Annotated in this window: 16 protein-coding genes; 9 read left to right on the top strand and 7 right to left on the bottom strand. The window is 43.0% G+C overall.

What is annotated here, in order from left to right; translation table 11 throughout:
- Complete coding sequence (locus V7K67_RS13980; protein ID WP_334732157.1) at positions 1 to 1,494, top strand: citrate/2-methylcitrate synthase; 1,494 nt, start codon at positions 1 to 3, stop codon at positions 1,492 to 1,494.
- Between the two features lie 273 nt (positions 1,495 to 1,767).
- Here V7K67_RS13980 and V7K67_RS13975 read toward each other — a convergent pair whose 3' ends face one another.
- Together V7K67_RS13975 and V7K67_RS13970 are read right to left on the bottom strand one after the other, a co-directional pair.
- Positions 1,768 to 2,511: a Uma2 family endonuclease gene (locus tag V7K67_RS13975; protein ID WP_335167000.1), complete on the bottom strand. Its 744-nt coding sequence runs from the start codon at positions 2,509 to 2,511 to the stop codon at positions 1,768 to 1,770.
- A gap of 36 nt (positions 2,512 to 2,547) precedes the next feature.
- Positions 2,548 to 3,186 carry a Uma2 family endonuclease gene (locus tag V7K67_RS13970; RefSeq protein WP_334732156.1) on the bottom strand — a complete coding sequence of 213 codons (639 nt, stop codon included), beginning with the start codon at positions 3,184 to 3,186 and terminating at the stop codon, positions 2,548 to 2,550.
- 137 nt (positions 3,187 to 3,323) lie between these two features.
- On the opposite strand from V7K67_RS13970, the gene V7K67_RS13965 reads away from it, so the two are divergent.
- Complete coding sequence (locus tag V7K67_RS13965) at positions 3,324 to 3,857, top strand: GNAT family N-acetyltransferase (RefSeq protein ID WP_335166998.1); 534 nt, start codon at positions 3,324 to 3,326, stop codon at positions 3,855 to 3,857.
- Positions 3,858 to 4,072: 215 nt separating this feature from the next.
- Here the strand turns inward: V7K67_RS13965 and V7K67_RS13960 are convergent, their stop codons facing one another.
- Both V7K67_RS13960 and V7K67_RS13955 read right to left on the bottom strand, forming a co-directional pair.
- Positions 4,073 to 5,992: a sensor histidine kinase gene (locus V7K67_RS13960; protein ID WP_334732154.1), complete on the bottom strand. Its 1,920-nt coding sequence runs from the start codon at positions 5,990 to 5,992 to the stop codon at positions 4,073 to 4,075.
- Positions 5,993 to 6,158: 166 nt separating this feature from the next.
- The gene (locus tag V7K67_RS13955; protein ID WP_335166996.1) at positions 6,159 to 12,083 is read right to left on the bottom strand and encodes a trifunctional serine/threonine-protein kinase/ATP-binding protein/sensor histidine kinase; all 5,925 of its coding nucleotides are present in this window, start codon (positions 12,081 to 12,083) and stop codon (positions 6,159 to 6,161) included.
- A gap of 200 nt (positions 12,084 to 12,283) precedes the next feature.
- Here V7K67_RS13955 and V7K67_RS13950 point away from each other — a divergent pair, with 200 nt between their 5' ends.
- From V7K67_RS13950 to V7K67_RS13935, 4 genes are all read left to right on the top strand, one after another.
- Entirely contained in the window at positions 12,284 to 13,006 is a 723-nt protein-coding gene (locus V7K67_RS13950; RefSeq protein ID WP_334732152.1) for a pyridoxine 5'-phosphate synthase, read from the top strand.
- Positions 13,007 to 13,201: 195 nt separating this feature from the next.
- A complete protein-coding gene (locus V7K67_RS13945) occupies positions 13,202 to 13,921 on the top strand; it encodes a SnoaL-like polyketide cyclase (RefSeq protein WP_334732151.1) in 720 nt (239 codons plus the stop codon).
- A gap of 65 nt (positions 13,922 to 13,986) precedes the next feature.
- Positions 13,987 to 14,316 carry an MgPME-cyclase complex family protein gene (locus V7K67_RS13940; RefSeq protein WP_334707914.1) on the top strand — a complete coding sequence of 110 codons (330 nt, stop codon included), beginning with the start codon at positions 13,987 to 13,989 and terminating at the stop codon, positions 14,314 to 14,316.
- A 224-nt stretch (positions 14,317 to 14,540) separates the two neighbouring features.
- Entirely contained in the window at positions 14,541 to 15,215 is a 675-nt protein-coding gene (locus V7K67_RS13935) for a hypothetical protein (RefSeq protein WP_334732150.1), read from the top strand.
- A 57-nt stretch (positions 15,216 to 15,272) separates the two neighbouring features.
- On the opposite strand, the gene V7K67_RS13930 is transcribed toward V7K67_RS13935, so the two are convergent.
- From V7K67_RS13930 to folD, 3 genes are all read right to left on the bottom strand, one after another.
- Positions 15,273 to 15,728 (bottom strand): divergent PAP2 family protein, encoded by a 456-nt coding sequence (locus V7K67_RS13930; protein WP_334707916.1) that lies wholly within the window; start codon positions 15,726 to 15,728, stop codon positions 15,273 to 15,275.
- A 276-nt stretch (positions 15,729 to 16,004) separates the two neighbouring features.
- The gene (crtE, locus tag V7K67_RS13925) at positions 16,005 to 16,937 is read right to left on the bottom strand and encodes a geranylgeranyl diphosphate synthase CrtE (protein ID WP_334707917.1); all 933 of its coding nucleotides are present in this window, start codon (positions 16,935 to 16,937) and stop codon (positions 16,005 to 16,007) included.
- Positions 16,938 to 17,090: 153 nt separating this feature from the next.
- On the bottom strand, positions 17,091 to 17,978 hold the full coding sequence (gene folD, locus V7K67_RS13920) for a bifunctional methylenetetrahydrofolate dehydrogenase/methenyltetrahydrofolate cyclohydrolase FolD (protein ID WP_334732149.1): 888 nt from the start codon (positions 17,976 to 17,978) through the stop codon (positions 17,091 to 17,093).
- A gap of 301 nt (positions 17,979 to 18,279) precedes the next feature.
- On the opposite strand from folD, the gene V7K67_RS13915 reads away from it, so the two are divergent.
- The 3 genes from V7K67_RS13915 to V7K67_RS13905 all read left to right on the top strand — a co-directional run bounded on the left by V7K67_RS13915 (position 18,280) and on the right by V7K67_RS13905 (position 20,391).
- Positions 18,280 to 18,696: a hypothetical protein gene (locus tag V7K67_RS13915; protein WP_335166991.1), complete on the top strand. Its 417-nt coding sequence runs from the start codon at positions 18,280 to 18,282 to the stop codon at positions 18,694 to 18,696.
- Between the two features lie 34 nt (positions 18,697 to 18,730).
- Entirely contained in the window at positions 18,731 to 19,165 is a 435-nt protein-coding gene (locus V7K67_RS13910) for an NUDIX hydrolase (protein WP_292849615.1), read from the top strand.
- Positions 19,166 to 19,287: 122 nt separating this feature from the next.
- On the top strand, positions 19,288 to 20,391 hold the full coding sequence (locus V7K67_RS13905) for an AI-2E family transporter (RefSeq protein ID WP_335166990.1): 1,104 nt from the start codon (positions 19,288 to 19,290) through the stop codon (positions 20,389 to 20,391).
- Positions 20,392 to 20,726 lie beyond the last annotated feature (335 nt).

Genomic DNA, 20,726 nt, shown 5'->3' with positions numbered 1-20,726 from the left:
ATGAATGAATTAGACTTAGACGATCGCCATAACCTTACCTCATCCAAAGATCAGATGGCGATCGCACCAGAAGGCGTCGCCGTAGACTCGCTGATCGCCCGCGTACTTGGCATCAATGTTGAGCGCATCAGCAACGACTTAATGTATCAATCAATCCGGGAATGGGACTCATTGAGCCATGTGACCCTGATGATTGCCCTCGAAACCGAGCTGGGGATAAAAATTACTGACCAGATTATGTTACAGCTCCATTCAGTTGGCGCGATTCGAGAGTTCGCCCAGACGCACACGATTCGCGCTGATGAGAGTGCAAAGTCAGCACCTACCGTCACCCCTGCGATTAAGCCAACGACCATCACAGTGCATCGCGGGTTAGAAGGTGTCTACATTGAGCGTAGTACAATTACAAACATCGATGGCGAAAGAGGCGTACTTGAACATCGCGGCTACAATATTCACGATTTAGTCGAACAGTCTTCGTTCGAGGAGACAGCATGGTTGTTATTGAATGGGGAACTGCCCGATGCCCCCACCCTCGCAGCCTTTCAAGAGGAGCTGCGATTACACCGTGAGCTACCTGCGGCGATCGTTGATCTTGTACGGATGCTCGCTCACGCCCATCCGATGGAAGTCTTGCGAACCGGCATCTCTGCCTTGGGTGCGCTGGCGTGCGATGGTCAAGACGAGTCGCAAGCAGTAGCTATGCGCTCTGGGCTTCGTCTGATCGCACAAATTCCAACGCTGATTGCCACCCATCACGCAATCCGCAGTGGACGCGAACCTATAGCGCCGCATTCAACCTTGTCGCACGCTAAAAACTTTCTCTATATGCTATTTGGGGAGGAGCCGTCATCCAGTGCAGTCCGCTTCGTGGACAAGGATCTCATTGCACACGCGGAACACGGCTTAAATGCTTCAGCGTTTGCGGCTCGTGTTGCGATCGGATGCAAGGCAAACCTTTATGCAGCAATCACCGCAGCCATTGCAGCCTTTTCAGGATCTTTGCATGGTGGTGCAACCGAGCGAGCTCTCGAACTGATTGATGCAGTCGGCACACCAGAGAACGCCGAAGCCTATGTGCGTAACTGCCTGGAAAGGAATCAGCCTGTGATGGGCTTTGGGCATCGGGTATACCGAACCGAAGATCCGCGCGTCCGTCACTTTCGTGAAGCTGCCCGCAGTCTCAGTTGGGAACACAGAGACACCCACGGACTCGCGATCATTGAAGCTATTGTTAAGGCGATGGAGCCTTACTCACTGCATGGGGTTGAACCAAACGCAGACCTCTATGCCGGACTTACCTACCGCCTCCTGGGATTGCCTGATGATCTGGCTGTACCGATGTACGTCGCCGGACGGATTGCCGGATGGATCGCCCAGTCCTTAGAGCAGAAAAGCAACAATGTTCTGATTCGTCCTCGGCTGCAATACGTCGGTGCAACGAACCGCAAGTACCGTCTCTTAAGCACACTTACTGAACCGAAAACTTACTAGCAGGAAGTGCAAAACTACGAATTACGAATAATGCTGTCCTCTCCGTGGCTAGAAGAACCCAAATCGATCACTTAACTGAGTGTATCGACTCTCTTCGTCAAAATTGGGTGGACTTGTACGATAGCCTCAAAGAGAAAAAGTAAGTCCAATCATCTTGTTCGTACAAACAATCCGCGAACACTATTTTCTTTGTTTTACCCTCTATATTCTCCTTAACCAAGCAGTATTGGGAACTTTGCGATCTATAATTTTCATCAAAAAAGCCCAAATATCTCACAAGATATCTGGATTTTCCCCTAGTTCTCTTAATCTAGCCGCTAAACGAGCCGCCTGTGCAACTGCTGCTTCTGCCTGTGCAACTGCGGCTTCTGCTTGTGCAATTGCAGCCTCTTCTGGTAACAAAACCAAATTGCCAGCCACATCGTAAAACCGCAACCATATTGCCGTTTCTCTATCTATTGTTCCCTCAATCGTCCCCAACCATAAACCTAAACGTTTAGACCATAGCCATCCGCGATCGTTTGGGGTCAAAGACTGATACTGCTGATTATCATCTAAATGCCACCCTTGCAAAGAATTAGGATCAAAGGGATCGTAAACAAAATAATCTGAGGTACGGAAAGTTTGTTCGTAAAGATTTTTCTTAATACCCTTGTCTATTGCTGCCGTAGATGGTGACATTAATTCCACGATTACATCAGGATAACGACCATTTTCTTCCCAGACTACCCAGCCTTGTCTTGAGTTATTGCCGTCAACATTTAGCACTGCAAAGAAATCTGGGCCTCGGAAATCACGGTTGCGAACTTGGGTGCTGCTGTAGTAAATAAACATATTGCCCCCAGTGAAGAAATCATTGCGGTCAGCCCAAGCTTGTTGCAATGACCGAATCAACACATTCATGGCAATGCGGTGGCGATTTGATTCCAGGGGTTCACCATCATCAAAAATTAAATCTGTAGGTGGCATGGGGGGTTCCCAGTCCACAATGGCTGCTGGATTTGTCTCAGTAGTCATGAGCGATCGCCTTTCTCAGAAAGCCTTAGATTTCTATCATAAATTATTCTTGACCCAATCTCGAAAATTACGCATAGCTTGACTTCTACCAATTGTTAAACACTGCTGAACATACTCATTGACTAATTCAACAACTGGAATATTAGGAAAATTAGGACTAGATTCAGATTTTATATATTTACCTTCTTTTAGCACAAAAATTTCTAAACCTTGTTGTGTATGTCGCCAAAGTTCAGGAACTCCTAAAATTTCATAATTATCAAATCTAGTGCGAGAAGTAATATCAATTTCGATTGCTAAATCTGGTGGTGGGTCTATATTTAAATCAATGCGATTTTTCCCAATGATAGCAGCTTGATTTTGAATATAAAAACTGGTATCTGGTTCTACTGCTTGCCGCGTTTGCTCATTTTTAAGTGTTGTAGAACCAAAAGGCTCAAAATCAATTTGGAGTTTGTCTAATAAAACTCTTACTAACTCACCAATATATTCTTTATCTTTTTCGTGTTCTGGTAGGGGAACCATAATTTCTAGCCAACCATGACTATAAGAAATGCGTGCTGCACGCCTTTCTCCCATTTCTGCTAAAATATTTTCTAGCTGCTGCCAACTAATATCTTGGAGCAACATTTGTTGACCAGATTTAACAATAATTTGTTGCAGTTTTAAAAGCATATCACCTCAGAGAGTTGATGTTATTATCTGTAGCAGATGGAATTTACAAATCAACTTTCTTAAAGTATATCGCCTCTGAGCATAAGTGTAGATATTATGTCAAAAGGTCAACGTAATAGAAGATACAGAGAATGCCAATGCAACTCATCATTCGTAAAGCTTCTTGCGAGGACATTCCGGCTTTAGAAACTCTGATTCCAAACTCGGTGAAAAATCTTCAAGCAGCCTATTACAGTCGTGAACAAATGGATGGCGCTCTCGGCACTGTTTTCGGTGTTGATAGCCAACTCATCAAAGATGGCACATATTTCATTGCTGAGGTTGAGTCTAACGTTGTCGGTTGCGGTGGCTGGAGTCAACGCAAAACTCTTTTCGGAGGCGACAAATATCAGAATAAAGAAGATGACTTACTCGATCCACTTCATGAGCCAGCGCGAATTCGTGCTTTCTTTGTGCATCCTGCCTGGACGCGTCGTGGAATTGGAAGTAAAATCATGGCAGCTTGTGAAGCAGAAGCCATCGGTGTAGGTTTTTCGAGACTTGAATTAGTTGCTACACTCGCTGGTGAGCCACTTTATAAAGCACACGGTTTTTATAATATTGAACATTTTGAAATATCTCTTTCTAATGGTGCTTGCCTCCCAGTTATTCGGATGTCAAAGCAGATATAGAATTCCTGTTTTATTTTTAAAATATAGCGGTTTGTACAGGGAGCATCTCACTTTCGTAGAAAGCTCTTTAAACCTCACCCCAACCCTCTCCTTACTAAGGAGAGGGAGTAGAAATATTGTCTCCCTCCGATGCTTTGGGGGATCAATTTAAGGTACATTTGCAAAACTGAGATGCTCCCGTTTGTACATTCTAATTCCAATGTTGTCAGCAGTTTTTAATTTTTCCTTGTTAAAGGAATACGGATGGTAAACTCTGTACCATATCCTGGGGTAGAATCAACTTCAATAGTTCCTGCATGTTTATCTACAACAATTTGATACGCGATCGCCATTCCTAATCCGATTCCTTTGCCCACTGGTTTTGTAGTAAACATGTGGTCAAATACCCGATGCTTCACATCCTCACACATCCCAATACCATTATCATAAATTTGAACCATTGCGTAATTACTTGATTTGTCAATTTGGGTTTGGAGCTTAATTTGATTAGGGTTGGTTTTAAGTTCCTCAATACTCCGTTTTTGGCTAGCTTCTTCCAATGCATCGATTGCATTTACCAGAACATTCATAAACACCTGATTCAGGCTCCCTGCGTAGCATTCTATTAGGGGTAAATCACCATATTTCTTCACGATCTGAATTTCTGGTAGATTGGGTGTGGCTGTGAGACGACGGTTCAGAATCATCAGAGTGTTGTCTAATCCTTCATGAATATCTACAGATTTCATATCTGCTTCATCAAGACGCGAGAAATTACGCAGTGACAGCACAATTTCACGAATCCGCTTAGTTCCCACTTGCATTGATGCCATTAGCTTGGGTAAATCTTCTGCCAGAAACTCAATATCAAGGTCTTGGGCGCGATCGCGAATTTCGGGTGTAGGATTTGGGTAGGTTTGTTCATAAAGCTTTAGCAAATCAAGGATGCCTTGGCTGTATTCACTTGCATGGTTGAGGTTGGCATGAATAAAGTTGGCAGGATTATTGATTTCGTGTGCCACCCCAGCAACCAATTGTCCTAAACTAGACATTTTTTCGGTTTGAATGAGTTGAGATTGGGTATTTTGCAGTTCTTTCAAGGTTTTGCTGAGTTGCTGCGCCTGCTGGCTAGAAACCAAGGCGCGATCGCGAATCTGTTCATATAGTTGCACCTGTCGCCATGCACCGATCAACCCCACCACCAGCAATCCTCCCAAAACCGTAGCTAACAGGTTCAACGCCTGCAATGGCGATTCAATATTTTCTTGTGGCACAATCAACGCTACTGACCAATTTGCCTCTCTGAGGGGTGTGTAAGCAACATAGCTCCATTTACCATCCAATTGAGTTAATTTAATGTTTGTATGTTTAGCCACCATTTGTTGAGTAATTTCAACTAACTTGGGATTGGGTGAATTGAGAAAACTTTGGGCGGCTTTTTCGGGTGTGCCGATTAGTTCTATATTGGGATGAGCAATGGGAACTCCTTGAGAATTCAGTGCAAAGGCATAGCTACCTTTACCTTGATGTAAATTGCTGATTACCTCAACTACCCGATTAACTTTAATCCCTCCCATTAACACACCTGCTGGTTTTGTGCCTGTTTTGGCAAAAATTGGCGAACTAATCTGAACCTGTAACCGATTGCTTGTGCGGCCAATAATTGGATCGGCGGCTACCGTTTCACCCGCCATACTCCGCTGAAAAAATTCCCGATCTTTAACATTGGGACGACCCCCTTGAGTATTAATTAATGCACCATCGGGTGCGATTAAAGCCATGAGGAAAAACGTTTGCAGTCGCTTCACCTCAGATTGCAAGTAAGGTTCCATCACAGACCAATCTAGCGATCGCACTACTGGAGAATTTGCCAAAGTCTTAATTTCTGTCTTCTGAATGGCTAACCAATGATCAATATCATTTTGACCTTGGTGTGTTTTTAACAGTGCTTGCTCTTTAAGACTATCAAGCAACAATCCCTTAACAATCTTGTAACTAGTGATTGCGGTGGCGCTAATACTAATGGACAGAATCACCACAATTGATAACAATATTATGCTTCGCGAATGGTATTTTAATGAGTAGTAATCCTTGTCAGTTTTACCATACCGTCTGGGCATGATTTCTAACCATACTTTCTGCAATTTAAGCATCATCGTTGCTTGATTCCAAGTTAAAATTTAAAAGGCAAAAATTAATAGTGCTGAGTAAAATAGAAATTACTTAGTACAGCTTTGCATAAGTTCGTAACTTTTTTAAACGCAGAGGTACGCAGAGTTTTGCCACCCACTAACGCTAACAAAACTCAACACTCAGCACTCATTATTGTTGTTGAGTAGAGATTTGAATAACAAACTCTGTCCCCTTTCCAAGTTCGGAAGTGCAGAAGAGTGAACCGCCATGTCCTTCCACCACAATTTGACGAGCGATCGCTAATCCTAGTCCAGTGCCTTTTCCTACAGGTTTGGTGGTGAATAAATGGTCAAATACTTTTTGTTTAACCTCTGGTGACATTCCTACCCCATTATCAGCAATCTTAATCAAAATGTACTGACCTGAGTCTGCTAAACGAGTTTCAATGGTGATGCAATTGGGGTTAGCGAGAATGGCTTCCAAACTATGCTCTGAATTGTATTGTTCAAGTGCATCAATGGCATTTGCTAACAAGTTCATAAACACCTGATTCAGTTGTCCAGCAAAGCATTCTACGAGGGGGAGTTTGCCATAATTCCTAACCACCTCAATTGCTGGACGGTTTTCGTTAGATTTTAAACGGTGTCTGAGAATCAGAATAGTGCTGTCAATGCCTTCGTGAATATCAAAGGGAACTTTATAATCCTTATCGGCACGGGAGAAGGTTCGCAAACTGGTACTAATACTGCGGATACGGCTAACACCCAATTTCATCGAGTCTAGCAATTTAGGTAAATCTTCGCGTAAATAATTCAAATCGATGGCATCAATTTCATCTTGAATATCTGAACCAGGATTAGGAAACTTCTCTTGATAAAGGTTAATTAGTCCAAACAAATCTTTGACATAATCTTTGGCTGGTTCTAAGTTGCCAGCAATGAAGCCCACAGGATTATTGATTTCATGGGCAACACCTGCTACCAAATTACCAAGAGCAGACATTTTTTCACCTTGCACCAATTGCAATTGCATTGTTTGGAGTTCTTGCAATGCTTGTTCTAATTGTTGCTTTTGTTCTTGCAGCAATTGTTGTGCTTCCTGGCGTTCGGTGATATCTTCAGATGTGCCAAGAATGCCAAAAATGTTTCCTTCTCGATCTCGTAGGGGAATTTTATTTGTATTCGACCATGTTTGTTTTCCGTCTAGTTTTTGGATGGTTTCAATAATGCTGAGTTCAGCTTGTCCAGATTCCAAAATGCGGCGATCGCGCCCTACATAATAATCTGATTTTTCCCGAATCCAGGGAAGGTCGTAGTCTGTTTTACCAATAACATTTTCTGGCACTCCTACACCCGAAATTTCAGCAAAGTTCTGGTTACATCCTAAATAAACACTATTGCAGTCTTTCCAGAAAACAGATTGGGGAATATTGTCGATAATTAACCGCAAGCATTGTTCAGTCTGTCCAAGATTTTCGAGAGCATCTTGTGCTTGCTGATAAAGTCGGGCATTTTCTAGGGAGATTGCAGCTTGAGTACATAACAGATTGAGAATTTCAACGCGATCGCTTGTAAATGCCCCTGTAGTAAGATTGTTTTCTAAATACAAAATCCCCAACAGTTTGCCTTGATGCAAAATCGGCGTACACAGCAAGCTTTTGGGTTGCTGACGGATAATGTAGGGATCAGCTATTAGCGCCGGATATACTGTTGCATTAATGATGACGATAGGTTGTAGGCTGCGTTTGACGGTGTAAATTAGGCTATGGGGAACGTCTGCGCTATCTTCTACAAAAATGGACTGTAGAACGGTTGATTGTTGCCCAACTTCAGCAGTGGCCTCAATTAGCAATCTATCTTCTTTAAGGAGTAGTAACGCACATTTATCTGCTCCTGCATTTTCAATCACCACTTGCAACAGCTTCGTAAGTAATTTATCTAGTTCGATTTCACTGGAGAGAGTCTGAGAGGCTTTGAGAACTGTTGCCAAATCTAGCATTACTGATGCACTACTGCTAGAAGTTACTGATTTATTAATACTTGGGTGTAAAGTAGCAATGCTATTAATCTTTGTGATCGTCTCATTGGGCGTGAATGGCGATACTCTTTCAGAGTCACTTCGGGAACGCGTCTGTTGTAAAATCGGGGCTAGCAGTTGTGGATAACGTTGTTCTAAATCATCGACTTTAGTTTTAGCACCCCAGCGAGCGTAACAATAATAAGCATTAATCAAATACTCTTGGGCAATGCGTTCTTTGTCCCATTCTAAATAAAACTTGGCTGCGAGTTCGTTGGCGAGAGCTTCTTCGTTGAGGTATTCGTTTTCTTTGGCTTTGGCAATGGCGCGATCGTAATACTCAATTGCCTCTGCTTTCGCCCCCAAGACTCGACATTTTTCTGCGATAACTAAGGCATAGCGGTGAGCCTGATTGCTAGGTGCATGAGCCACCCAAATGCTGAGTTTTTCTTGATGGGCTGTCACCCGCTCTATAATGCTGATTTGGTCTGTCTCACTGGCATCTGGATAAACCGCTAATCGAACCAATGCATCGTAGAAGTAAAAGAGAGGAACCAACACTAGTCCTGTGACTGCACCCAAATAGGGTTCTGCCAGTTTGGTGTTTTGTAGAGCTTGTTCATAGTCTTGGAACAGGTAGGAGAGGAACAGTTTATTGAAATAAACCTGATATAGTGCTGCTCCCTGATTCGTTTTGAGGTAAAGCTGAATTATTTCATCCTCATGGCAGTATTCGCCAAGCAACCGCTCAGGTTCAGGCACAACCTCTAACAGATTGACTATAACCTGATGATAAATATTTTCTACGTAGAGACAACTATCCTGGCGCAATTGCTGAATGACCTGGCGATGAGCTTCTATCGTTTGTCTGAAGGCAGATAATTCCTGACCACTCCAGTAAGCTGTGCAGCAATAACACATCAGGCTGAGAGCGACATACTCGATATCACCGATTTCTAGCCCATTGGAGTAGGCTTGCAAATATCCTTCCAGGGTATATTTTGCAGGTTCTTGCCAATGTCTGAGGAAGCAGTTAAAGGCAAAAATGGTTTTAGCGGTTAGCTTGGGGGCATGGATGCGTTGCAGCAGGTCTATCCCCAGTTGCCCAAACCGATAGCCTGCGTCAATATCTCCCAACATGGCAACCAAGGTCAACCCATACATTACATAGCCATGAGTCGATTCTGGAGCATTGCCGTATTCTATTGATAAATCGAACTCGGCAAAGATCACCAGGGGTAAAAGGTCAGGGGCAGCTTGATAGGCAGCAGAAATAATACTGGATAAAATAACCATTGCCGCTTTTTTCTCCGGTGCGGCCATTTCGGGTAATTCCAGTAAAGATTCAATTGATCTGCCATTGAGCAAGGTTTGGGTGTGTCTCAGTGCCTCTTTGATGTCTGCTGGGGTGGGTCGTTCCGGCAAATGCACTCCCAGATGCTTTAGCATTGTTCGTGCTAATTGCAAGGCTTCTAGCTGCTGATGTTGTGCCATGCAAGCCTGGATTTTAATATTGTAGATATTTACCCGATCCAGCCAGGATTGGGTATGATTCAGTACCATCTCAGCTAACTGTTCCATCTGTTCAAAATGGGTGCAGAGGTAAGCTGATTCTGTTGCTCCTTCATACAAGATAAGGGCGAGATTGTATTGGCTGTACCAGCAATTAGCCGTTAACATAGCAATACCTATGTTGAAATAGTCCAAAGCTGCTGCGTAAGCTGTTGCACCCTTGGCTTTATGCCCAGCCGCCAAGTTTAACTGCACGATTTCCTGTTGCTCCTGCTCGTCACTAATCAAAGCAGCCCCTTGATTGAGGTGGTTGACGATCGCAAAAATTTTCTCATCTCGTTCATTTGCAGTCGTGGCTTGTTGCAGCAAACGCCCAATGTGCAGGTGAGTAACTTGCTTTTGGTTGTCAGGAATTAGTGAATAGGCAGCTTGCTGAATGCGATCGTGAAGAAATTTGTAGCTGATGTTTATTTGTCCATAGTCGTTGTAACTATTTACTAATGAATGCTGTTGATAAAACTTGTAAACATCACTGCTAGGAATGATCAATCCTTCTTGGAGTGCTTTCCATAACTCATCTGCCGTTGTGGCCTCAGACTGTTCATAGACAATCGCTAATGTGGCTAAATCAAAGGAGTTTCCCACACAAGCCGCTAATTTCAAAACTTCTTGAGTCGGTGTTGGCAACTTCTCAAGTTGAATTGCCATAAACTCTACTACATCATCGGTCAGAGCGAGCGAGCGCACCTGAGCAATATCACATTCCCACCCCCCTTGACTTCTCCCCTTACCAAGAGGGGGGTTAAATGTAATTAGTTTATCTTGATGTAGCGCTTTGAGAAACTGGGTACTGAAAAAAGGATTACCTTTGGTTTTGCTCAATACTAACTCTGTTAACGGTGCAGCTAATGCTAGGGAGCAACTCAATGTATCTGCAACCAAATGATTGATAGAAATCTGCTCAAGGGGAGCTAAAGTAATCGTATTAACTGTAGCATCTAACTTCTGAATCTCTTCCAAAGTCAGCATTAGCGGATGTGCTGGGTTGACTTCGTTATCTCGATAAGCACCAATTAAAAGTAGATAGCCGATGTCAACTTCGCTCATTAACAAATGCATTAACTTTAAAGAAGCAGCATCTACCCATTGCAAGTCATCAATAAAAATCACCAATGGATGCTCTGATGCCGTGAAGACTTGAGTGAATTTCAAGAACAGCAAATTGAAGCGATTTTGTGCCGCACTCCCAGAAAGTTCCGGCGCAGGGGGCTGTTTCCCAATCATACTTTCCAGTTCTGGAATCACCTCAATCATCACTTGTCCGTTTTCACCCAAAGCAGAGAGAATTTTGGATTTCCATTGCTCGAATTGAGCGTCAGTTTCAGTCAGCAGTTGCCCAATTAAGTCTCGGAAGGCTTGCACAAAGGCAGAGAAGGGAATGTTGCGCTGGAACTGGTCAAATTTACCTTTAATGAAATAACCCCGTTGTCGCACAATTGGCTTGTGGACTTCGTTAACTACAGCAGTTTTGCCAATCCCAGAGAAGCCTGCTATCAAAATAATTTCACTGCTTCCCTGACTGACTCTCTCGAAAGCATCTAATAAACTTTGAATTTCGGCTTGGCGACCGTAGAGTTTTTCTGGGATGATGAAGCGATCGCAAATATCCCTTTGTGCAATCGGAAAACTCTCAATTCTACCCGTGTTCTTCAGTTTCTCTAAGCATTGTTCTAAATCAAATTTCAGCCCTAATGCACTCTGATAGCGGTCTTCAGCATTTTTCGCCATCAATTTCATCACAATGTCACAAAGAACCTGCGGAATTTCCTCTTCCCCCCCGCCCCCTGCCCCCTGCACCCTGCCCCCTAATTGATCCGGTTGCTTGGCAATATGACAGTGAACCAACTCCATCGGATCGTGAGACTGAAAGGGTAGGTGTCCGGCAAGTAGTTCAAAGAAAGTAACGCCAAGGGAGTAGTAATCACTACGATAATCAATTCCGCGATTCATCCGCCCAGTTTGTTCTGGGGAAAGGTAGGCGAGAGTACCTTCTAAGACATTAGGACTGTAAATTTCGCGGGTTTCTCTGGGTAAAAGAGAAGCAATGCTAAAGTCAATTAACTTGACTTGCTTGGTTTCTGGGTTAATGAGGATGTTGGCAGGCTTAATGTCTTTGTGGATAATCCGATGGTGATAGAGTCCATCAAGAATATTGCTCAGAGCGATCGCAACATCCAAGAACTCTGTCAAAGTATATTGGTTGTCCCCCACTTCTCTGTTCATCCAATCTCTGAGGGAAATGCCGCCAAAATCCTCCATCACCAAAGCATAGCTGTTGCGGTAAGGTTCCAGACTGTAGGGACGAACAATACCAGGTAGATCAATATTTTTAGCGATCGTGTACTGATTACGGAATAACAGCAGTTCGTTGAAGGTGGGATACTCCTGCTGAAACAGTTTGATCACAACCGGAAGTTGATCGGCCTCTCGAATTCCACGGTAAACCAAGGTTCTAGAGCCTGCATAAAGTTGCTCACTAATTCGATAGTTAAAAAGCTTATCCATCGGCTCAACTGCTTTATTCATGCTTAATCAACTCTTTTGAAATCAGCTATTTATTTAAAGTAGTCTGCCCAAAAACCAGCTTTTTCTAACTCAGTTTTCTTTTAGGCGTAGGCATAGCCGGTCGTAGACATCGCATTTAACCTGTGTGATAATCTAGCAAAACTCCCACTATTTCCGGTAAAATCAAGTTCTGAGGACTGTGGATTTGGGAGAAACTTGGGGTGCCTACACTTGGCGTTAACATTGATCACATCGCCACCATCCGGCAAGCACGGCGGACGGTAGAACCAGACCCCGTAGCAGCGGCGGTGCTGGCAGAACTAGGCGGTGCAGATGGGATTACGGTACATCTGCGCGAAGATCGGCGGCATATCCAAGATAGGGATGTGCGGATATTGCGGCAAACAGTGCGATCGCATCTTAATTTAGAAATGGCCGCAACAGATGAAATGCTCGCGATCGCTCTCGATATCAAACCAGATTACGTGACTTTAGTCCCCGAAAAGCGCGAAGAAGTCACAACAGAAGGTGGATTAGATATCATCGGGAAAATTGCTAGAATAGCTGAAATAGTCGATAAATTGCAAAGCGCTAACATTCCAGTTAGTTTATTTATCGGTGCCGAACCAGCACAAATTGAAGCATCTGTCAAGGTACAGGCGCAGTTTATTGAATTGCACACCGGACAATACGCTGAGGCTAAAGATGAAACAAATCGCCACCGAGAATTAGCCATATTAGCTAAAGGTTGTGAACAAGCGATTCAAGCTGGATTGCGAGTCAACGCTGGACACGGACTGACCTATTGGAACGTCTATCCCGTAGCTGCGCTTCCAGGCATGGAAGAACTAAACATTGGTCATACCATCATCAGTCGGGCAGCATTAGTAGGTATAGAAAGGGCAGTCCGCGAGATGAAGCAAGCGATAAGAGGGGACAGGTGACAGGGGATAGGGAATAGGGGGAAGAAACTATAACCTGTAACCTGTACCCTAAGAGGGGACAGGTGACAGGGGATAGGGAATAGGGGGAAGAAACTATAACCTGTAACCTGTACCCTTTAACCTGTAACCTATAACCTAGAGGGGTTGTCACTGCGAAATCTAGAAATTGGGATCAAATCTTCAGCAAAAACTTCTATGAGCGCAACACAATCTAACAACCTGCCACTTTGGGTACAGGATCGAGATCAGGTGATAGCAGAAAGCACTGATGTCGAGTGGCGCTATCAGACACCGCCTGATTATTCCCGTTCAAAAGAGAATCTCGCGAAAGAAAGTATCTACAATCACCTTGAAGGTACACTAGAAGCGATCGTGCAAAACTTAGTGCGAACCTTCGAGATGGAGGTATCCTTCAAAGCGAACCCGCAACAGTGGTTATCTATTGTGAATGACAACTTTCGCGTCAGTACCAATGGCGGAGTAGAGTATACCGCAGCAGATTTATCAGCCCAAGGTACTTACAACTTATTTATGCCTGATTCAGAGCATTACAAAGCTTCAGAAGAAAGCTTTGAATCATCCGCAAAAGTCTTCCACACAACATTTCCTCAAGGATTTCCTTGGGAAGTACTGGAAGTTTTCTCAGGGCCACCAAATGTCACATTCAAATGGCGGCATTGGGGACATTTTAACGGAGAATACAAAGGTCATGCACCTACTGGAGAGACAGTAGAAATTATCGGCATGACTATTGCAAAAGTTACCGATGACTTGAAGGTTATTTCCTTAGAACACTACTTTGACAATAATCTGTTCTTGGAAAAGCTAACATCTGGTGGCAAACAGACAAATGCTGAAAACCAGAAAAGTGCCTGTCCGTTTAGTTCTTGGTTCAAGAAATCCCACAAAAGTTAGTTTGTAAGGGTACAGAGTGCAGCACTGTGCCCTTAAATTATTCACATAGCAACCAAAGGATGAAAATGCAAACATACCATTACGTTTTGGCTAGTCAACGCTTTCTTCTCCAAGAAGAACCGATACAGGAAGTTCTCAAAGAGCGCACCCGTAACTACCACGAACAAGAAAAACAAATAGATTTTTGGTTAGTTGAGCAACCAGCTTTCTTGGAAGCACCACAATTTAAGGAGCTAAAGGCGAAGTGTCCTCAACCAGCAGTGGCGATTATTTCTACTAATCCCCAATTTATTACTTGGTTAAAACTGCGTTTAGAATATGTCATCACAGGAGAATTCCAGGCTCCTTCTGAGGCAATACCAGATGCTTTAGCATCGTTGGCTACCGTATCTTAGGCATTGCTTAGGGGAGAGGTGACAGGTGACAGGTTATAGAGAATAATCTGTACCCTGTAACCTATAACCTATTCCCTTCTTTACTCCTCATTCCCTAATTTTATTTTTGAGTAACAAAATATATTTTTTGACACTTTTTTTATCCCTATACTGAACTAGCTAAGTTTTGATCTTTTTTCTTATAAAATCTTCTAAGATACCTTGATTTACATAATCTAACTTTTGTGCATAGATTTCAGACTTTACCAAGTGTTTTAGGATTAGCAATTGCAGGGTTGATAGGTGGCATAAGTTCTGTTTTTGCCCAACAAGCCATTCCCCTTTGTCAACCACCAAATACAGGCGAGTACCTTTTATTAGTAGTCAGTCCCACAGCGAATAATCAAAAGCAGCTACGTAGTGCCTTACCACCTGAACTTAAAACTATCACCTGCAAATATCTCAACGAAACTGTGACGCGAGTCGGAGGCTTTAACAAAATCGATGATGCCAATCGTTGGGCAAGATATGTCAGTAATATTGTTGGCTTGTCTGCCATAATTACCACTCGACCAACAACACCAGATGTGCAGGCGGTACAACCACAGGTACAGCGACAGCTACAGCCACCTCAGCAGACACAGCAGAAAGTTAGCTATAATCCTCAAGCTTTAGGAGAGGGTTATGCAGTGCTGGTAGATTATTACAACCGTCCAGAAATAGTAAATAGTGTGCAGCAAGCAGTTGGAGGTAACGTCGGCTTTGTTTCTTATGGACAACGCCCTTACTTGTTGGCAGTTTACACTACTAACCAAAGTGAAGCTTACAACACATTGCAAAAATTGAACAATGGCGGTTTTGTTGCCAGCATAGTAGATAGTCGTAAGGTGATTCTGCTGCGCTCAACTGTGCGGTTTTAGTCATTAGTCATTAGTCATTAGTCATTGGTTAATAAACTGTAGACTGTAGACTATTGACTAATAAGCAGACCTCGCTAACCAATAGATGGTTATACCCAAAGCCGCTCCAGCGATTACCTGAACTGGTGTATGTCCTAGTAATTCTTTCAGACGGTCTTGGCTAAAGTCTGGTTTTTCATGAAATAATTCATCAATCATTTGATTGAGAATACGAGCTTGTTTGCCAGCCGCTTGGCGAACTCCGGCTGCATCATACATGACGATAATGGCAAAAATCATCGCAACGGCAAAATCAGGAGATGCCCAACCCAGTTTTTGCCCGACACCAGCGGCTAGAGCCGTAACTAGAGCCGAATGGGCACTAGGCATACCTCCGGTTGTTACCAAAACACGTATATTCAGTTTGCGATTTTTGATGATTTCGATTACGAGCTTTAATGCTTGAGCAATTAAACAAGCTACCAGAGCAACCAGCAGCACGCGGTTGTCTAAAATGTTGCCTATGTCCTGCATGGTATTTTGGTTAGGTTAGTAAATATTAGCAGCAGTTGTTGGTTGAGGAAACATTTAGATTCAACCCAAAATCCCAAATTAACCTAGTACATCACGGTGGAAACAGACAAACTGTTCAAAATTACCTAAAAGCTTAATTGATTAGCTTTTTTAATTTTGAATGAGTAAATTTTGAATTCCGCTGGGCGGTGTAGTAGAGCATAGCATCAATAAACCACCCATTTTCAATCAATGAAACGCTTGTGGTATAGGAATTATGAATTCCCCAAAGCGTTACTAGTTATTGCGGCTGGTAATAAAATGAGCGATCGCTTGGAGTGGTTTGGCTCTGTCTCCAAACGGTTCCAATTCCACACAAGCTGCTTTAACTAGCTCTTGGGCTTTTGAGCGCGATTCCTCAAGTCCCCAAAGGCTGGGATAGGTCACTTTCTTAGCTTTTTGGTCTTTACCAGCTGTTTTACCTAATTGCTCTTGGGTAGAAGTGATATCCAGAATATCATCGATGATTTGGAATGCTAGCCCAATATTTTGAGCATAACGGGTCAGTCGTTGCACATCTTCGGGTGATGCATCAGTTATAATCCCGCCACAAACTACGCAAGCTTCCAAAAGAGCGGCTGTTTTGTGTTTATGAATAAAATTTAGTGTTTCTAAGGAAATATCAGATTTCCCTTCCGACTCTAAATCGACAACTTGACCGCCGACTAAACCACCTGCACCCAAAGCGCGACCCAGACGGGCAATTACCTCTAAGACTAACTCTCTTTTAACGCTTTTGGGGGTTTGAATGGCAACAGACTCAAAAGCAAGAGCCAACAAGCCATCCCCAGCCAAAATCGCGACATCTTCGCCATAGACTTTATGATTCGTCAGCTTTCCACGACGGTAATCGTCATTATCCATCGCTGGGAGGTCATCATGAATCAACGACATTGTATGGATCATCTCCACAGCACAGGCCGTCGGCATAGCCATCTCGATGGTTCCACCCATCATTTCACAGGTAGCAAGGCAAAGAATCGGACGTACACGCTTACCTCCAGCTAATAACGAGTAGCGCATCGCCTCATAAATCTTTTCTGGATAAATAACCGGGATAGACCGATCCAAAGCATTATCACAAAGCTTTTGCCGCTCTTTGAGATAGGCTGCTAAGTTAAATATGGTTCCCTCTAGTGGTGTTTTTTGAACGTTATCAGTTGCTACCATGCTTTAATTCCTGACATTTTGGGATTTTTGATTTTTGTCTTATACGTCACAATTTTAAGATGCTGTGGGGCTGAAAAAAATGAAGAGTTAAGAGACGCGATTAATCGCGTCTGTACAGGAGTTAGGAGTTAATAACTCTTAACTTTTAACTCATCACTTTCTTTCTTCTTTTGCCGCTCTGAAGTAGCTGGTAAATGTATTTTCCAACAGTATGGCAACAGTCATCGGGCCAACACCACCAGGAACTGGGGTGATAAATCCTGCTACATCAGCGGTTGATTCAAAATGGACATCGCCAATGAGGCGACTTTTGCCATTAGTATCGGTGACGCGATTCATTCCCACATCTACCACAACTGCGCCCGGTTTCACCATGTCAGCAGAGATCAGTCCGGGACGACCTACTGCTGCAATTAGAATATCAGCATTTTGGGTGATGGTTTTGAGATCGTGCGATCGCGAGTGAGCGATCGTAACTGTGGCATCAGCTTCTAATAGCATCAGCGCCATCGGTTTACCCACCAAAATACTCCGTCCCACCACTACTGCCTGTTTTCCCTGCAAAGGAATCTCATAAGCTTCTAAAAGCCCCATTACACCAGCCGGAGTACAGCTACGTAAACCGCTTTCTCCCCTTACTAGTCGCCCCAAGTTAACTGGGTGCAGTCCATCAGCATCTTTATCGGGATCAATTTGATGTAGCAGAGTTACAGCATCCAAGTGGTTAGGTAAGGGCAACTGTACAAGGATGCCATCCACCCGTTCATCGTGGTTGAGTGCAGCAATGACCTCTTCTAACTCCCCAAGGGTAGTTTGGGCAGGAAAATGCTTACCAAAAGAAGCGATCCCAACTTTAGCGCAGGCTTTTTCTTTATTGCGTACATAAGCGGCTGACGCTGGGTTGTCACCAACCATCAACACTGCTAAACCAGGAGATCGTCCAATTTTTGGTTGTAATTCTGTAATGGCGACAGAAAGTTCTTGCTGAATTTTTGCAGCTATTGCTTTACCATCAAGGAGTTTGGCAGTTTTTGTTTCCATGAAAATTCCCAGCTATATTCGCTTGTTGTCCAAAGTCCAAAGTAAAAATATTGATTATTGAATCTTGACTTTCGACTATTATTGTGTTGCTGTTTGATGTCGTAGCGTTTCTCTCACAGTAAATTCATAATATTTATTTTCTCAGATTAACGGCGTCATCTGAAGAATAAAGAATTAGGGAATGGGGAGTAGGGGGACAAGGGGACAAGTCTCTCCCTTATCTCCCCCCTCTTCCTTGTCTACCTTGTCTCTTCTCAATGCTCAATGCCCAATGCCCAAAATAAATAAATTGGTGGCTTTCATGCAAAAAACGAGAAATTTTTTCCTTTCGTTCTTGTACGGGCACAGTATTTTTACTTACCGCCTGGGATTGACTTGTTTCCTCGTAGCGGGACTTTGTAGTTGTGGTAACTTGACATCACCTAGCTTAAGTAAGACTGGCTTAAAATTTGGGACAAATGTTACTCCAATTGGAGAAATTAAACCAAAACAAGACAATCAGGCTATAGTTTATATCCAAGGTCAGGTAGAAAAGCAAGCTCCTCTGATAAAACAGTGGGCTTATAAAATTAATGACTCAACCGGCAAAATTTGGGTTGTCACTAATCAAAAGAATCTGGGTGAGGGTTCACAAGTGGTAATTAAGGGTAAAGTTCGCTACCGAAGTATTCCCTTAGCTGGCAAAGAATTGGGGGAAGTTTATTTAGAAGAAGAGTAATCAGCAATTAAATTAAAAATAAATATTATGAACTATGAACAATCAACAGGTACACGTAGCGATCGCAATTCTCTATCAAAAAAACAAGTTTCTCATGCAGCTACGCGACAATATCCCCGGTATTCTCTACCCTGGTTACTGGGCGCTGTTTGGCGGACACATCGAACCTGGTGAAACGCCGGATGTAGCAGTAAAACGAGAAATATTAGAAGAAATCGGCTATGATTTACCACCCTTTGTTGAATTTGGCTGTTATCCCAACGAAAGAGTTGTCCGTCATGTCTTTCATGCACCACTCTTAGTGGAATTAAATCAACTGGTTCTTAACGAGGGTTGGGATATGGCGTTATTTACCCCAGAAGATATCCGTCAAGGTAACTGTTATTCACAAAATGCTGGCGAAATCCGACCTTTAGGGGCAATGCATCAGAAAATTATGTTGGATTTTATTGAGAAAAATCCAACATAATTTGGGGATTGGGCATGGGTGAAAACTTACTGAAACTTCTCTCCCTACTTCCTCATCTCCCTCATCTACCCCTGCTCCCTAGAAGCCACAATAAAGTTAGAACTCTTATCGGGTCATCACTAATGCAATCAGCAAACAAACTGCCGCGATGGTTAACTATCGGATTGGCATTTCCTATTGCCATTCTCAACGGCTGGCTATTGATCCAGGTTATACAGTATTTTCAACCCTTAGTTAGCATTATTGCCGCCGCCATCCTACTGGCTTTTGTCTTGAATTATCCAATCCAGTTTCTTCAAGAACAAGGGGTGAAACCCAACTTAGCGATCGGGGGAGTGTTGCTTTTGACTCTGGTGGTTTTAGTAGCTTTAGGCATCACCTTGGTTCCCCTGATTATTCAACAGCTCGTTGAACTGGCTAATATTTTACCCAGTTGGATTGATTCTGGTACTCAGCAGCTACAAGCTTTCCAAGATTGGGCGTTAAGTCAACAGCAACTTCCGATTAATTTAAGTGGTTTATTTACCCAAGTTCTGGAACGATTATCTAACCAACTTCAATCCTTCACTGGTAGAATTCTTGGTTTTGCTGTTGATACCATTGGTATTGTCCTCAATGTACTGTTAGCGGTAGTGCTGACTATCTACTTAATATTGAACGGTGAACGTCTTTGGGACGGAATTTTTCAGTGGTTTTCCCCTAACATTGGGTTAAAAGTGCGGGAATTACTGCGAGAAGATTTTCACAATTACTTCATCGGCCAAGCAACATTGGGAGCTGTGTTAGGGCTGACAATTACGCTGGCGTTTTTAGCGCTGCAAGTCCCCTTGGCTCTACTTTTTGGCATCGGTATTGGCTTGTTTTCACTCTTCCCTTTTGGTACGGGGGTAGGTATCGCTATAGTAAGTTTGTTAGTAGCGCTGCAAAACTTTTGGTTAGGGGTGGAAGTCTTAGGTATCGCTGTTGCAATCGACCAAGTTAACTCTAATATTATTGCACCTCGAATTCTCAGCAATTTGACCGGCTTAAATCCTGTATGGGTGGTGATTTCTTTATTGCTGGGAGCAAAGTTGGGAGGAGTTTTGGGTTTGTTAATTGCGATTCCTATTGCCAGTTTTATCAAGGATATAACAGATAGCTGGCGGGCTGGAGAATTTAATAAAATAGATGATCTTGAGTCTGAAGCTGTTGCGATAACAACTGAGAGAGCAGGAACTTACAGCTAAAATTCCATCATTCAGATTAACTGAAAAACCGGTGATTTTGTCCAGAGATAAACTGTAAAACCGTACTAAAGAACCGTAACAGTTGAGTAGAAAGATTCATTACTAAAAAAGTAAGGTTCTTCAGTACCTAGTACAAGAAGGCAAAAATAAAAAGGCAAAAATAAAAAGAAAGAAAGAAAGAAAGCTTATTTTGTAAGCTTTCTGGCTATTCTAAATGGGTGGTTTATTTACGCCATGTTGTACTATAGGAATCCTATTTGATTTTTGAAAAAACTCCGTACATTTTAAGAGTGGCAAAATCAAAGGTAGTGTGTCGAATAAACCATTCAAACATC

Source organism: Nostoc sp. (assembly GCF_036917155.1).
Lineage (GTDB): Bacteria > Cyanobacteriota > Cyanobacteriia > Cyanobacteriales > Nostocaceae > Nostoc.
Note: the sequence above shows the minus strand (reverse complement) of the source record. Positions and strands in the feature narration are given on the sequence as shown.

What these genes read in the sequence shown, in the direction of transcription:
- V7K67_RS13980 (WP_334732157.1), top strand. Translation starts at nt 1, where the DNA reads ATGAATGAATTAGACTTAGACGATCGCCATAACCTTACCTCATCCAAA.
- V7K67_RS13975 (WP_335167000.1), bottom strand. Translation starts at nt 2,511, where the DNA reads ATGACTACTGAGACAAATCCAGCAGCCATTGTGGACTGGGAACCCCCC.
- V7K67_RS13970 (WP_334732156.1), bottom strand. Translation starts at nt 3,186, where the DNA reads ATGCTTTTAAAACTGCAACAAATTATTGTTAAATCTGGTCAACAAATG.
- V7K67_RS13965 (WP_335166998.1), top strand. Translation starts at nt 3,324, where the DNA reads ATGCAACTCATCATTCGTAAAGCTTCTTGCGAGGACATTCCGGCTTTA.
- V7K67_RS13960 (WP_334732154.1), bottom strand. Translation starts at nt 5,992, where the DNA reads ATGATGCTTAAATTGCAGAAAGTATGGTTAGAAATCATGCCCAGACGG.
- V7K67_RS13955 (WP_335166996.1), bottom strand. Translation starts at nt 12,083, where the DNA reads ATGAATAAAGCAGTTGAGCCGATGGATAAGCTTTTTAACTATCGAATT.
- V7K67_RS13945 (WP_334732151.1), top strand. Translation starts at nt 13,202, where the DNA reads ATGAGCGCAACACAATCTAACAACCTGCCACTTTGGGTACAGGATCGA.
- V7K67_RS13940 (WP_334707914.1), top strand. Translation starts at nt 13,987, where the DNA reads ATGCAAACATACCATTACGTTTTGGCTAGTCAACGCTTTCTTCTCCAA.
- V7K67_RS13930 (WP_334707916.1), bottom strand. Translation starts at nt 15,728, where the DNA reads ATGCAGGACATAGGCAACATTTTAGACAACCGCGTGCTGCTGGTTGCT.
- crtE (WP_334707917.1), bottom strand. Translation starts at nt 16,937, where the DNA reads ATGGTAGCAACTGATAACGTTCAAAAAACACCACTAGAGGGAACCATA.
- folD (WP_334732149.1), bottom strand. Translation starts at nt 17,978, where the DNA reads ATGGAAACAAAAACTGCCAAACTCCTTGATGGTAAAGCAATAGCTGCA.
- V7K67_RS13915 (WP_335166991.1), top strand. Translation starts at nt 18,280, where the DNA reads ATGCAAAAAACGAGAAATTTTTTCCTTTCGTTCTTGTACGGGCACAGT.
- V7K67_RS13910 (WP_292849615.1), top strand. Translation starts at nt 18,731, where the DNA reads ATGAACAATCAACAGGTACACGTAGCGATCGCAATTCTCTATCAAAAA.
- V7K67_RS13905 (WP_335166990.1), top strand. Translation starts at nt 19,288, where the DNA reads ATGCAATCAGCAAACAAACTGCCGCGATGGTTAACTATCGGATTGGCA.